Annotated in this window: 15 protein-coding genes and 1 pseudogene; 6 read left to right on the top strand and 10 right to left on the bottom strand. The window is 54.2% G+C overall.

All coding sequences use genetic code 11. From position 1 onward, the window contains the following. The coding region (locus GYK42_RS28560) for an oxidoreductase-like domain-containing protein (RefSeq protein ID WP_346768175.1) at positions 1-211 on the top strand (211 nt) is incomplete at its 5' end. Positions 212-221: 10 nt separating this feature from the next. Here GYK42_RS28560 and GYK42_RS28555 read toward each other — a convergent pair. Then, positions 222-1,907 (bottom strand): methyl-accepting chemotaxis protein, encoded by a 1,686-nt coding sequence (locus tag GYK42_RS28555; protein ID WP_166450239.1) that lies wholly within the window; start codon positions 1,905-1,907, stop codon positions 222-224. 479 nt (positions 1,908-2,386) lie between these two features. Here GYK42_RS28555 and GYK42_RS28550 point away from each other — a divergent pair, with 479 nt between their 5' ends. From GYK42_RS28550 to GYK42_RS28535, 4 genes are all read left to right on the top strand, one after another. After that, the gene (locus GYK42_RS28550; RefSeq protein ID WP_034747863.1) at positions 2,387-3,106 is read left to right on the top strand and encodes a Crp/Fnr family transcriptional regulator; all 720 of its coding nucleotides are present in this window, start codon (positions 2,387-2,389) and stop codon (positions 3,104-3,106) included. Between the two features lie 271 nt (positions 3,107-3,377). Continuing rightward, on the top strand, positions 3,378-3,869 hold the full coding sequence (locus tag GYK42_RS28545; protein ID WP_205711604.1) for a DUF4265 domain-containing protein: 492 nt from the start codon (positions 3,378-3,380) through the stop codon (positions 3,867-3,869). Positions 3,870-4,146: 277 nt separating this feature from the next. After that, positions 4,147-4,362 carry a BPSL0067 family protein gene (locus GYK42_RS29470; RefSeq protein ID WP_346768176.1) on the top strand — a complete coding sequence of 72 codons (216 nt, stop codon included), beginning with the start codon at positions 4,147-4,149 and terminating at the stop codon, positions 4,360-4,362. After that, positions 4,359-4,751, top strand: coding sequence for a hypothetical protein (locus tag GYK42_RS28535; protein WP_166450237.1), 393 nt, complete (start codon positions 4,359-4,361; stop codon positions 4,749-4,751). The genes GYK42_RS29470 and GYK42_RS28535 overlap by 4 nt, the downstream gene beginning before the upstream one ends. Before the next feature lie 51 nt (positions 4,752-4,802). On the opposite strand, the gene GYK42_RS28530 is transcribed toward GYK42_RS28535, so the two are convergent. Both GYK42_RS28530 and GYK42_RS28525 read right to left on the bottom strand, forming a co-directional pair. Beyond that, entirely contained in the window at positions 4,803-5,333 is a 531-nt protein-coding gene (locus GYK42_RS28530) for a DUF2947 family protein (protein WP_166450236.1), read from the bottom strand. After that, complete coding sequence (locus GYK42_RS28525; RefSeq protein WP_166450235.1) at positions 5,321-6,046, bottom strand: pyridoxine 5'-phosphate synthase; 726 nt, start codon at positions 6,044-6,046, stop codon at positions 5,321-5,323. The genes GYK42_RS28530 and GYK42_RS28525 overlap by 13 nt, the downstream gene beginning before the upstream one ends. Before the next feature lie 126 nt (positions 6,047-6,172). Between GYK42_RS28525 and GYK42_RS28520 the strand changes: the two genes are divergently transcribed. Next, positions 6,173-6,886 (top strand): YjjG family noncanonical pyrimidine nucleotidase, encoded by a 714-nt coding sequence (locus GYK42_RS28520; RefSeq protein ID WP_166450234.1) that lies wholly within the window; start codon positions 6,173-6,175, stop codon positions 6,884-6,886. Positions 6,887-6,959: 73 nt separating this feature from the next. Here GYK42_RS28520 and GYK42_RS28515 read toward each other — a convergent pair whose 3' ends face one another. The 7 genes and pseudogenes from GYK42_RS28515 to GYK42_RS28485 form a co-directional block, all read right to left on the bottom strand. Then, positions 6,960-7,295 carry an FKBP-type peptidyl-prolyl cis-trans isomerase gene (locus tag GYK42_RS28515; protein WP_166450233.1) on the bottom strand — a complete coding sequence of 112 codons (336 nt, stop codon included), beginning with the start codon at positions 7,293-7,295 and terminating at the stop codon, positions 6,960-6,962. A gap of 244 nt (positions 7,296-7,539) precedes the next feature. Next, positions 7,540-9,234 (bottom strand): hypothetical protein, encoded by a 1,695-nt coding sequence (locus tag GYK42_RS28510; protein WP_166450232.1) that lies wholly within the window; start codon positions 9,232-9,234, stop codon positions 7,540-7,542. A 5-nt stretch (positions 9,235-9,239) separates the two neighbouring features. Next, the gene (locus tag GYK42_RS28505) at positions 9,240-10,142 is read right to left on the bottom strand and encodes a tyrosine-type recombinase/integrase (protein WP_240943929.1); all 903 of its coding nucleotides are present in this window, start codon (positions 10,140-10,142) and stop codon (positions 9,240-9,242) included. Positions 10,143-10,180: 38 nt separating this feature from the next. Beyond that, a complete protein-coding gene (locus GYK42_RS28500) occupies positions 10,181-11,083 on the bottom strand; it encodes a rolling circle replication-associated protein (protein ID WP_166450231.1) in 903 nt (300 codons plus the stop codon). Between the two features lie 219 nt (positions 11,084-11,302). Then, the gene (locus GYK42_RS28495; protein ID WP_133989425.1) at positions 11,303-11,572 is read right to left on the bottom strand and encodes a hypothetical protein; all 270 of its coding nucleotides are present in this window, start codon (positions 11,570-11,572) and stop codon (positions 11,303-11,305) included. Between the two features lie 237 nt (positions 11,573-11,809). Continuing rightward, positions 11,810-13,132, bottom strand: coding sequence for a type II secretion system protein GspD (locus GYK42_RS28490; RefSeq protein ID WP_166450230.1), 1,323 nt, complete (start codon positions 13,130-13,132; stop codon positions 11,810-11,812). Next, positions 13,129-13,968 (bottom strand): annotated as a pseudogene (locus GYK42_RS28485) (zonular occludens toxin domain-containing protein); the annotation flags it as partial. The gene GYK42_RS28490 and the pseudogene GYK42_RS28485, both read right to left, overlap by 4 nt. Between the last annotated feature and the right edge of the window lie 128 nt (positions 13,969-14,096).

Raw genomic sequence — 14,096 nt, 5'->3', positions numbered from 1 at the left:
CATCATGCCCACCCCGCCCTTACCCCACGATCCGCAACCGCAACCGCCCAGCAAACCGGGCAATGACGAGTGCTGCCACAGCGGCTGCACTTTTTGCGTATTGGAAATGTACCAGGAAGATCTGGCAGCCTACGAAGAGGCCCTGAGGGCGTGGCAGCAGCGCCAGCAAGCCGCTGCCCCAGGCGTCAAGAAGCCGCGCAAGCGCGCCTGACTTCATTCACTTAAAAGCTTTCCCATTCATCCACCGGCGCCGCACGACGCGCCGTGCCGGCCAGTTGACGCGGCGCAGTTGCTGGCGCTACGGCTGTCGGCGCCTTGACGATGACGGGCGCGCGCGGCCGGCTCGCGGCGGCGCTGGCCACGTCGAGCTTGAAGATGCTGACGACGGCGCTCAAACTGGCGGCCTGCTCCTGCATCGATTCGGCCGCGGCGGCCGCCTCTTCCACCAGAGCCGCATTTTGCTGCGTCACCTGGTCCATCTGAGCAATAGCCTGGTTAACCTGTTCGATACCGACGCTCTGCTCGCTGCTGGCGGCCGTGATCTCGCTCATGATGTCTGTCACGCGGGTGATACTGGCAACGATGTCATCCATCGTGCGGCCGGCCTGGTCCACCAGTTTCGATCCCGCCTCGACTTTCTCGACCGAATCGCCGATCAGTACCTTGATATCCTTGGCCGCCGCGGCCGAGCGCTGCGCCAGGTTGCGCACTTCGGTGGCCACGACGGCAAAGCCGCGCCCCTGCTCGCCCGCACGCGCGGCCTCGACGGCGGCATTCAGGGCCAGGATATTGGTCTGGAAAGCAATGCCATCGATGACGGCGATGATGTCGACGATCTTGCGCGACGATTCGTTGATCGACGCCATCGTGCCCACCACTTCGCCCACGACCTTGCCGCCCTCAATGGCGATGCTCGACGAGGTCAGCGCCATGGTGTTGGCTTGGCGCGCATTGTCCGCATTCTGCTTCACGGTCGAGGTCAGCTCTTCCATTGACGAGGCCGTTTCTTCCAGCGAACTGGCCTGCTCTTCCGTACGCGACGACAAATCCTGGTTGCCGGCGGCGATCTGGCTCGACGCCGTGGCGATGGTATCGGTGCCGCCGCGTACCTGGCCCACCAGCTTTTGCAGGCTGGCATTCATATCTTTCAGGGCCTGCATCAATTGCCCCGTTTCATCTTGCGATTGCACAATGATATGCGCCGTCAGATCGCCAGCCGCCACCTGGCGCGCCACCCCGACGGCCTCGATCAGCGGACGCGCCACGCTGCGCGCCACCCACAGCGCCAGCAGCATGCCGACGACGACGATGCCCACCACCAAGCCGATCAGACTTGCGCGCGAGGCCGCATAGGTTGCATCGGCGCTGGCGCTCGAGCGTACACCGCCGTCCGTATTGATCGACACCAGTTTATCGAGGGCCACCATCATGTCCGTCATGACCTGGGCCGACGGTCCCACAGCCAGCGCGCGCGCCTCTTCCTTTTTCATCTCGCGCGACAGGCTCAACATGGTTGCATGCAGGCGCATGAATTCATCGTTGAGCGCCAGGAAGCGCTCGAACACTTCCTTCTCGCCCGGCTCGGAAATCAGGCTGCGGTACTTGTCGCTATCGGCCTTCATCCTGACCTGCGTTTCCGTCATGCGCGTTTCAGTCTGCGCCATGTCGACATCTTGCGCGGCCAGCATGTGCGCCAGCTCCCAGCGGCGGAAATCGCTGACATCGCTGCGCATATTCATGGCCGCCAGCACGCTGGGCATCCAGTTGTCGGACAGGTCGGTCGACGCGGCATTAATGCGCGCCATGGAAAAGATCGCCGACACGCCCAGCGTCGCCGTCAACAGCAGCACGGCGCCAAACGACAAGATCAATTTGGTGGCAATTTTCAGATCAAAAAACCATTTCATGCGTTGCTTTCCTTCATTAGACAAACGGGACAAAAGTGAGCAGTAATGGAGAACAAGCTCATTCCGATCACACGTAAAATTTCCGCAATGCAACATTTTATCATCGTCGTACTGCAACGCAGAGTGGTTTGACTGCTGCACACGGCCAAAGTTCGCGGGTCACGCGCAACGTGACGTTTTTTGCCGAAGTACCGTTATTTCCATAGGGGAAATACGGCAACAGGCGTAGGAGTCGGATGACACGAGGCAATGTTCCTAGCCTACATAAGCACGTCGGCTCATCCGATGCCCGCCGGCGCCCCCTGGTCCTATAGTGGATACAAGATTCAGCACAACGCTAGCAAGCCAGAAAAGCAGCGCCATCCAACAAAATCAGAAGACGAGGCCCTACCATGTACAAAGCTTATAGCAACCTGACACCAGCAACGAATAGCCACGCAGCCGCCCAGCACAATTGGCAAGCCGCGCCCGCCACGCCCATGATCAGCATCACGGGCGCGCAACAGAACGAATTGCTGCGCGCCTTGTCGCGCGCCGATCTGGAGCGCCTGTTTTGCCAGTTGGAATTGGTCGCTTTGCCTGCTGGCAAGCATCTGTTCGATTGCGGCGGCAAAATTGAATACACTTATTTCCCCACCAATGCCATCGTTTCCCTGCTGTACGTGATGGAAGACGGCGCCACCACCGAGATCGCCGTCGTCGGCCGCGAAGGTGTCGCTGGCGTGGTGCTGTATGAAGCGGAACGCGCCACCTGTACCGCCATCGTGCAGACGGCCGGCTACGGCTACCGCCTGAAAACGGCCTTCCTGCGCGAAGTGTTCAATGAGGGTGGCGCCCTGGCGCAATTGCTGATGCGCTACACCAGCGCCATGTTTGCGCAAATGGCACAGAACGTGGTGGGCGGCCGTCATTGCAGCATCGAACAAAAACTGTGCCGCTGGCTGCTGGACCGCCTCGACCGTTCCCTGTCGAACGAGCTGAAGGTAACGCAAGACACCATGGCCAACATGCTGGGCGTGCGCCGCGAAAGCATCACCGTCACGGCCCGCAAGTTGCAGGACGAAGGCTTGATCCAGTACCGCCGCGGCACGGTCGAAGTACTCGACCGCGAAGGCCTGGAAGCGGCCGCCGGTAATTGCTACAAGGCAGCGCGCGCCGGTTTTGAACAATTCCGCAGCGGCATCAGCGCGCACAATTAAGTAATCAGCGGCAGTCATCCGCGCAAGCACGCTTCGGCGTGCTTTTTTCATTCCGGGGTGTTGACTCCCCTTCCAACCCACTTGATCGCCCGTCACTTCGAAGCGCACGACGCCACATGGACAGCCACCTGCCCGCGCCGCATTCTCCATTGCCGCTCCTCGTTTGCACCGTTGCCTAAGCCGCCAGCCGGTACGCACCCGGTACAATATTGCAATAAACCACAAACCGGCGCGACCAGCAGCGCAGCGCGCAGGCACTATGAAAGAATCAATGAAAGATATCAATTGCGAAGGCTTGCCGCACATCCGCGTACTGGCAGGCGAAAACTCCAGCGGCCCCGTGTATGAAACCCTGCCCGCGCGCCAGATCGACGAGCACGTCTACGAATTGCTGGCCTCGCCCGGCCTGACCCTGAATTTGGCGCGCGGCGACATCATCAGCATCGCCGACCCGCTCGCTCCCGCCGAAGTGCTTAAGCGCGGCGGCAACTTCTGCATCCAGATCTATGCCGACGACGTGTCGCAAGAGGCAGTGGATCAGCTCGAACGCGACGTACAAAGCCAGCTGGGCGGTACCATGGATGGCCAGTACAAGGGCAACCTCACCTTCAGCGTGCCGGGACACCATGGCATCTACAACGTCAACGGTCCCTTCGACGCCTTCCGCGAAGCAACGGGCGTGGAATGGTACTTCGCCAACATCTACGTCAACCTCGATGACGACGATGATGAAACCTTGCTCAACTGGTGGGTGGATATGTAAGTCTGTTCGTGCGCCAGGCGGGGCCATGACACGCGTCAATGCTCCGTATTGCCCTGGCGCACATCAAGGTGCCTGTCCGCATCTTGCGTACGCTCTCTCTACCGTCAGCCACAGAGAGAAACGCCATGCCCTACATTGCGAGTGCCGACCATACAAAGCAAAAAGAAATCGTGGGAAATGGCGAGTGCGTCACCCTGGTCAGGGACCTCGCAGGCGCCCGTGCCTCATCGCTTTGGCGCGAAGGCGACAAAGTGACTGATCTGCTGGAAAAGGTAGCATCGCGAAAGGGACGCTGATTGCCACCTTCGTCAATGGTCGCTATCAGAATCTGCGGCATGGCAAGCATGCGGCGCTCTTCATTCGCAAGGTGCTTGGCGGTATTGAAATTTTCGACCAGTGGCGCAACCACAAACCCAGCGCCCGCGTGATCCACTTTGGTCGTTCGGTGGCCGTATCATCGAATCGCCCTGAGCTCTATTCTGTGGTCGAATGAAGCCGCTCGCACTGCTGGCATTGGCTATCGCGGCCACGACGATGCAGCCAGTCGCAGCAACCTCTCTTTCTTGCCCGCAAGCAGCTCCATTGAGCTGGAACCTGCCCGCCGCCAGGCTAGACAGTGTGCGCGTGCTGTCCTATCCGGCGAATCAGCCGCCGGTGGATGGCGAAGCCCTGCCTATCCTGGCCCCGATCAGGGAGTGGACACGAGCCGGCACCTTGTATCAACGCTGGAATATCAATTTCGATGCCCCCCACTATCTGTTTCAAGTGGACTGCCTGTATGCCGCTACCGAACGCTACCTGCACATGGATTTAGCGGGAGTCAAACAGTGCACCGCGGCCATTCAACAGCGAACGAAAATGGTCAGGTTTCAGTGTAAATAGGCAACGCGGCTGGCATTCAGCCGTAGCGGTTATCGCCACCGGATGGACGCGTTAAACGGGCTGTAAACATTCCTCGCCACCCGCCAGCGCCCCCTGTGGCGAGAAATAAACGAACTTGCCCGTGGCAGGCTGGTACAGCAAGGGGCCCTCATCAGAAATGGCCAGCAAGCAAGGCCAGCATGCGGCAAGCGCGGCCGGTGTCAGCGCATAAGCGCGCGCCCGGCTGGCCATAAAAAAAACGGGTGCCGCATTGGCAGCGTGAAAATGGGAAGAGAGAAACCTTGCCACGCAGCCATCCTGCGCCAAGTGTTCGCTGGAAACGGCATCGAACTCGGCCAGCCAGCCCGGCCCCGACATCGTAGTCTGCAAGTGGTGTCCCTCGCGCAGTTGCATGGGATGCGTCTCGTCGGGATGGGCCGACACATGGCGCGTCCACAGTTGCGCCGCCGCATCGGACGTCAGCGCTTGCACCTGCGCCAGCGTCTGTGCCGTGACGGCGAAGTCGGCATCGAAGAAGGGCCAGTCCGGCTCAGGCTGCAGCGGCCGGCCAGCGGCGCCGCCCAAGTTCCCTACGGTTGACATATCTCAAGGTAACGGCCCAGCACCTTGTCCATGCCCAGCTCGATGCACTCGACCACCAGTGCATGGCCGATCGACACTTCCAGAACGCCGGGAATCTCCAGGAAACGTGCCAGGTTGCGCAGGTCGAGATCGTGCCCGGCATTCACGCCCAGGCCCAGCACCTGCGCACGTCGCGACGCCTGCAGATACATATCAAATATGGTGTCGCCATGCTCGCTGCCATGGCTTTCGGCGAACCGTTCCGTGTATAACTCGACCCGCGCCGCGCCCACCTCGCGCGCCCATTCCAGCGCCGGGTAATCGGCATCGACAAACAAGCTGACGCGAATGCCCAGGTCATTCAATTCCGCAATGACGGGACGCAGCAGCGCCGCGTGTTTTTCAATGTCCCATCCGTGATCGGACGTCAATTGCCTCGGCATGTCGGGCACCAGGGTGCATTGCGCCGGGCGCGCGCTTTTCACCACCTCCAGAAAGTCCGCCGCTGGATAGCCCTCGACATTCAGTTCGCGTCCCCGCTCCGCGCACAGGCGCTGCAATGGGGCCACATCATCGTAGAGCGCATGACGCTGGTCCGGACGCGGATGCAAGGTAATCCCGGCGGCGCCCAAGTCGAGAAAGCGCGCGGAAAACGCCAGCAGGTCGGGGAAGTTGCGCCCGCGCGAATTGCGCAGCAGGGCGATTTTATTGACATTGACGGAGAGCTGGGTCATGGGCAGGAGTCAAGTGAAGGTGGCAAGAGTGGCAGCGATTGTAGCGGATCGCCCGCACAGGGCACGGCCAACCGAACTCAGCGCTACGTGCTACGATGCAAGACAAGTTCCTTTCAATGACACGCCATGAAATACAAGCTATTCCTGTTTGACCTCGACGATACCCTGCTCGACTTCCGGGCGTCCGAAAAACGCTCGTTCCTGCACACCATGCACGAACTGGGCTTGCGCGACGGCATCGACGCGCTGTTTTCCCAATACCAGGCGATCAACGTCGACCTGTGGAGACGTTTCGAAACGGGTGACGTGAGCAAGGATTTCCTGAAGGTGGAACGCTTCCGCAAGACGTTTGCACTGAACGGCATCGCCATCGATCCGGAACTGGCCAGCCGTCTGTATCTGGACTCCCTGCCGGACACAGTCGTGCTCATCGATGGCGCCCAAGAAGTGTGCGAAACGCTGTCGCGTATCGGCGAAGTGGGCATCATCACCAACGGCGTCGAAGCCATCCAGAACCGCCGCATCGCCGCATCGGGCCTGAGCGACTACATTTCCTTCGTCGCCACCTCCGAAGCCTGCGGCCACGCCAAGCCGGACGTGCGCTTCTTCGAATACGCCGCCAACATGGCCCGCGCATTCAGCAAGGATACGACCATCATCGTCGGCGACCGCCTGGACGCGGACATCCTCGGCGCCAACCGCTACGGCATCGACAGCTGCTGCTTCAACCCGGACAGTATGGCCAATACCTCGACGGCCATCCCCACCTGTGAAGTAGCCAGCCTGCGCGACATCGTGCCGGCGTTGGACGTGATACCGGTCAACCTGAAACAGGCTTGATCGCCAACAAGCGCACCACCTGAAATACGCTGGGAGAATACGGAAGCGATTGAGCTGATGCCCCTGTCTGGCATCAATCGCGCGTCAGCGCTTCCAGCAATTCAATCTCGAAGATCAAATTGGAGCCAGGTGGAATCAAGCCCACCTGCCGCTCGCCATACGCCAGCGCTGCCGGCACCCACAGCTTGCGCTTGCCGCCTACCTGCATGCCGTGCAAACCCAAAATCCAGCCCTGAATCACCTTGTTATTGCTCAACACACAGCGGAAAGGCTCGCCCCGCTTGTGCGACGAGTCAAACTCCGTGCCATCTTCGAGCCAGCCCCGGTAATGCGCAGTGATCAGCGCGCCACGCACCGCCGCCTTGCCATCACCCGCCACGATATCGTCAATCCTCACTTCAGCCGTCATCTCGTTTCATCTCTCATTAATCGCAATGCCGCGATTGTACGACAGCACGAAAAAAGCCCCGGCAGTCACCCGCCGGGGCTCGTTCTATTCTTGCTAAATTCTGGTGGGCCTCCCGTGAGTCGAACACGGCACCAACGGATTATGAGACACATGCTCTACCACAATTGCCATCAATTGCCGAAAAATAATCGATGCAAAACTCTTCATTACTAAATTCTGAAAAACAATACTACTAACTTAAGACCTATAAAACGGGAGACTCAAGCAATAGAATTTGCTGAGCACCAGGCATACCTGAAAACGGTCGAAACGTTTTTATCAATCGACACGTAACTGGATCATACACAATACCCTCCACAAGACAAGATTTAGAAATCTCCTGATTTCTCAAAGCCAACGAAACATAGTTACGCTGCAACCATCGCAAAATTAACTTATGGAATCGTCCCATCTCCTTACTCCACCTCGCAGAGTCATAAGCTACCAATCCACATACATTCATTAGCATTGCCAATAAATTTGCACCTTCGAAATTTGGAACCGTCTGCAACAACACAACCTCATCGTAAATCATTCTCCGTATCTTAAATTTTAATAAATTATCCAAATCTGAAACAACTCCATCCCCAAAAAAACTATTCCATACAGTTCCATATTGAACACTATAGCAGTAATCCCTATGACCCTTTACGCTTGACGCTTTAACAATTACTTTATAAATAGCTCTTGCAATATCATCATAAATCGCCTGATCAGCATTGTTCATGCAAACCTTAACCCAACCTAGCATATCAGAATTTCCAACACTAAGTATATTTACAAAACTTTTTAGAAATTCGCAGATTATCTCAAATATTTTAAAATCTTCATTCTTGTACCACTCAATATCGGCACTCACAACATTAACATTTAAACTTCCAATCAAATCCAAACCATTCATCACCGATGATAAAACTCTTGAACTCTGCCCTACATCTCTTACCTCAGAAAAATTCTGCGCTGTCATTAAGACGAGTCTAAAATACGCATTCCATTGATCTGAGGACCACTTCTCATGAATTTCCGAATAGGCTTGATAAACAATTGAAGATGACTCTATCAACTCATAGTTCCCATATAGAATCGTAGTGAAAGTTTTTTCGCTCCCAAAATATCCATTTGCGTAGCGCGCCACCTCATTATAGACAAAGGAATCCTTATACTGTATAGCCTCAATGGTAATATTTCTTATAAATACATTTATTGAAATATCAAATCTTTTTTGATCAACCATTGCACGAAATATTTCGAGTGCAGAAACAGATGATGTATGAACTAAATATTTACAAAATCGGGCGTCACCAATCAATGCCAAAATATTATTAGCGTGAAATCTATGTCTATTTAGAATATTTTTCAAAAAAATATTGACACGATTCCGCGAACTATACGCATTATGATATTCCTGTCTCGTCCAAGCAAAACGGACAAGAGAGCTAGCCGTTTTACCCAACTCCTCGCCTATAACTCGACACTCATCTGCATTGCTTTTTAATATCGTTCTATGTAATGCTTTCCAATACAATCCACCATTCCACCTTCCGAACTTGCTTGGGGAAATAAAAGCAAACCATGCCCACACCAAAAAAACAAACAAGAAAATCGCTCCTAGTACACCTTGCCATCCAGATGGTGTAATAAAGTCACCAGCAATAACACATCGACTACCGGCTCGCCAAAAATCAGTGACTAACGTTGCCACACCAACAAACGACAATAAAAAATATGATAAATTTAATATTGGGAAGGCAGCGGTACTAATTCTAAATTTATATCTTATATCTGCTATAGTCCACGCAACAACCATCAATGCTAATGCAGCTAGGTATTCTGAAAAACCAAAAAATTTCACCCCATTGCGATCCATTGAAAAGCAAGGAAAACCTAAAATATCCTGCATAGATACTACTTTCTCGTAAATTCTTTCGTAACTAAATTTGGTAACGCTTCAGCATAAACCGCTAAATGAGATACTGAAAAATGAGCGTACCTGCGAACCATCTGTGCACTTTCCCAACCACCCAATTCCTGAAGAACGTTTAGTGGCGTTCCGTTCTGCACATGCCAACTCGCCCATGTATGCCTTAAATCATGCCATCGAAAATTCTCAATACCACATCGTTTTAGCGCCTTGTACCAAGCGGCAGTAGTCACCTGCGCAACTGGTTCACCCTTGTAGCTAAACACACGAACAGGATGTTTCCCAACCTGCAAGGACACCACTCGCAACGCATCAATATTCAAAGGCACGGCAATCGCTTTTCGTGTCTTAGACTGATCTGGATGAATCCAAGCTAATCGACGACCTAAATCTACCTGGGACCAACACAGCCCTGTGACATTACTCTTTCGAAGACCAGTTGCCAATGAAAACGCGGTCATCTCGGCAAGGTGCGATGGAAGCTGCAACAAAAGAGACTCCGCTTGAACCTTCGTAAGATAACGAACACGGCGCACTGGCTCACGAAGGAGGCGAACCTTCGGAACAACAGGCAACCACTCCCAATCAACAGAAGCACGGATCAGGATTGATCGCAGCAATGCGAGCATCCTGTTCACGGTTCCGTTTGCCACACCTGATGCAATTTTCTTGTGTGCCAATGAGTCAACCACTGGTCGGGTAATATCAACAATCGGAAGGCCGCTCAAATAACGATCCAGCCATCGAATAATGCACTGATCTGACTTCAAGGATGCCTTATCGGCTTTCTCTATCAACCATCGTGCAACAGCATCATCCCACGTTTTTTGCATGACGCCATCCACCGGAAATACCAACTGCGACGACTCCGAAACTCCCATATCCATGCGACTCCAAATGTTGCACTGAATAAACTATACAACATTCAAAACGGACATTCATGCACAGCATCCGGTAGGCCCGGCGCGGTCGCAAGGTAGACGACGCCAAGGCCGTTGTTACACCAAGTCTGCAACCCATCCATACAATGCCCCTCAATCGCACGGAATGCGGCCTGTGCAGCACCGAGCATCGACGTGCAGCCCAATAAGCGCCATGAGTGGACTTCGGGTACCACGATGCCCTTAGAGCGGAAATAACGCTTTTGATCGAGCGCCCTGCACTGCATTTCCTTGCCGCAGTACTTGGCAATATAGCTGGCGATCTTGTGCGCACCAGTAACACCAAAGCCAAAGCGATGCGGATCACGGACGTTGACTTGCCCCATCTGTTCGCCATTCGGCCCCCGGCCCAGGACGCTTTGCCAGATCGAGCGCAAGAGCGAGTACATTTGCCGACCGGCCACCGCCACATGGAAGTGCAGCGCGCCGCGCTCCTGTTCCTCGATAACAGCGACATAGTGAAATTGTTTGTGCTTGCCGAGCTTGCGGCAAAATGCTTTCCAGTGCTTGAGTGCTGTCTCACGATCCACCATATTTTCTCGATACGTCAGCGTGACCATGCGATCAGCGCCGATCTGTTTGCAGCAGTGTTTGACGTTCTTTTTCGCACGGCGGCCAGCATCATCATCGTTTGCCTCGCGGTTTTCGGATTCGCCGCGCTTGGCCTTCGTTTTGAGCAACCTAGCGGGGCCTACGAAGTGCCGTTCCTTGGTTACCGTCACTTCACACTGCCCATCCGGAAAAACGCGCTTACGGGCCGTATAGTTGTCGTTCCATGTGTTCTTGATCCCGTCATCGTCCCACCACTCCGGACGATGTTGCGCAGATGGCTCTACAGGCGAGAAATCAATTGACGCTAAAGCGTTTTCATAATCTAATTCGGTCATTCGGTAGTCCTGTAACGGCAGGTTTATCGAAGGCCCCGGGCATTTAGTAGATGCCTGGGGCTTTTTTTTTGTCCATCAAAAACTGGTCTGAAATCCTGTACTGCCCATGCCCGTAACTGCGATTTCTACTGCTGTGTTCTTAAGTGTCCCTAATACAAGTTTAGCGGCGCTTCGCGCCGCCACCCGCGCTGCGCGCAGATAGCGGCACGAAGCTTTCCGCTACCGCTTGCGCAGCAATTGCTGACGCAATAATTTCTCTATCACCTGATCCGGCGTAATGTCCTTGAAGCGGATATACGCCTTCAATCCTTCCAGCACCTGCGCATCTACATGCACCGTCAAAAATGCTTTGCCATCGTCACGCAAGCGATCCCTGCGATCTTTTTGCCGCTGTGCACTTGTCTTTGCCGCGCCAGTTGCCGGACGCCCCCTGCCCCGTTTAATCGGGCCGAGTAGATCAATCGTCTTGTCATCCTCAAGCTGTTTCATGTGCATACTTTCAAAACGGTTTTTCAGAGTGGGCCGTACTGGCCAACGTGCAGCGACGAGGTACTAAGCGAGGCAGCGGACTACCCGCTAAAACTTTGAAAACTTGTCGCTCCTCGCTCCGATGCGCACGGGCCATCTGGCGCCATTACTTCAAAATCAACCGCCGACTTCGATATACCCTCAAAGATTTTGCCCTTCGGGCCGCTTGTGCTGTCACTACGGAATTAGCGTGACAAGTCACTGTTTTTCTGAAGCACGGGAAACATGAGCACTCAAAACCAAAACAAGATCAGTCCTGCTCTTTGTATTGTTTTTCAAGGACCAAGCAGCAGGAAGAAAAGAGAGACCATTGGAGCGCTGATCGTCCTGACTATCGTTCAAACCGCCAATAAGCAACACATCGCCATCAGCAACCGTCACAGACGTTTTTACCTGCCGCTTGATCAAAGTAGGAGAACCAACAACACCGGTAGCCGTGGCCTTGAAGCTGGATATCTGGCCGTCAATAGCAAGATTGACCTTGCCGCTACCCAAAACTTTAGGCAGCACATCAACAATGACACCAGAGGCACGATAGACAACGTTCTGCACCGTATTACCTGCATTGTCCTTGCCAGTGCTGGAGATCGTAGGCGTTTCATCACCCACAATCAAAGTCATTTTCTGGTAATCATCACCAACAACACGAGAATTTGAGACCTGCCGAAAACGCCCATCCGTCCTAAGCGCATCCAGCACCAAACCAAAATTTGCACCTTTGAGACTGACAGCGCTAGAACCACCCTGAACACCAAGAGCAAGGCCAAGTTTTGCCCCGAGAACATTGGCCATTATCGAAATGCCTTGCTGATCAGATCCAGTCTCAGTCACTTCAATCCAAGAAGCAGAAATATCGACCATCTTCGGCAACCTATCGATAGCACGAAGCAAGATAAACATCTTTTCCACATCGGATTCCGAACCACTGACAACGACCTGGCCACCAGCAACAACAGCCGCCCGATCACCAAACGCCGCCTTGATAACGTCCACCAAAAAATCCACTGACCTGTTATCGGACTCATAAACCTGAGAGACATCAGCTGACGAACGCTGCATACCTCCGACCTTAGATAGATCAGCATCAGGCCCAGAAGACGCGGCAGGAGCACCAGAAGGAGCAACCGGCGGAGCAACTGGCCCCGATGCCCCTTGAATACCCGGATGCTGCAAAGAGCCATCAGCAACCGCCCTCTCACGCTGCAAAGCGCTCCTGGCATCCTTGGACAAGTCGATGTAATACACGCCGTCCCTCAACTCACTCACAACACCTTGTTGCAGCAAAATACCGTCGACAAGAGCAGGAACCTTACCCGAATCGATAGCCCGCAAAGACAAGGAAAACTTGCGATCGAGCGACAACGCATCAGGAGAAATGACAAAGTCACGACGCAGCATATTGCGATAGATAGCCTGCGCAAACGCAACGAGCGACACAGAATTGAAGTCAAAAGACACGACCTCAGCACGAGCGCTAAGTGCCACAGCACAAAGCAAAAATGCAGCAAAAAAGCGCTTCATAAGCCACCCCGCACCCAAACGTCAGGCTCGATCATCGCAGACCATCCGACGGTCTCACGCCTAAAACGAAGCGCTTTCATCAACCGGCCATCAGACAAAGAAACGGTATAAGCAGAACCATCAGAAAAATAGCCCAAGCCGTGCAAGCCCTTTTCATAAACGATAGGCTTATCCTCCTGGACCTGCACGCCAATGCCATGCGTATAGGCATACCGCGTACTGAAGACGCCGACAGCAAGACCAGCAACAAGCACACCAACGGTAAATTTAATCATACGGGTCCACGAAGGTTTAGACGGAGAACAGCGAGAGCGAAGAAGCGCGAGAGCGGCCGGCGATGCCGGCAATGGGCCGATAAAATCGACAGGAACCCCGACAAGAGCAGATAAGTGCCATGACGAGAGCAAGGAATGACACCCATGAGGGTAAGCATCTGAAAACACCTGAGTGGTGTTATAGGCCGCGTTCAAATCATCACCGCGGAAGACCCAACGATCAGCAACAAGACCATCCGGGGACGAACCCAAGCGAACTACACCGATATGCAAACGGGGTAAATTTCCCTCAGACATACCAGCAGTCAACAGCTTGACAGCGGAGCTAATGAAAGGAACTTTCATCCGATCAAGCCTGTTCATACGCACAACATACTCAAGCAAGGAATCACGCAACTGCTTATCAATTTGAGAGACGTTTTGCATGATGAAAAACACATCCCAACCAAATTTGCGCGCATGAATGGCCCACTCCAGCAACTCAGCACGACCCTTGTCCTGAAAATTGCGAGTGTTGAGCCACGAGCCACACTCATCAAGAATAAGAGCGCCGTTATGACACTCTGAATCGCCCCGGGTTTTGTAGAGGCTCCATTCTTTGAGAAAATGGAGCTATGAAAAAGCAACCGAAGTATTCCCCCGAAGTCATCGAGCGCGCTGTGCGCATGGTCAGCGAAGCCGGCAGCCAG

The organism is Janthinobacterium lividum (genome assembly GCF_011601275.1).
GTDB lineage: Bacteria > Pseudomonadota > Gammaproteobacteria > Burkholderiales > Burkholderiaceae_D > Janthinobacterium > Janthinobacterium lividum_E.
Note: the sequence above shows the minus strand (reverse complement) of the source record. Positions and strands in the feature narration are given on the sequence as shown.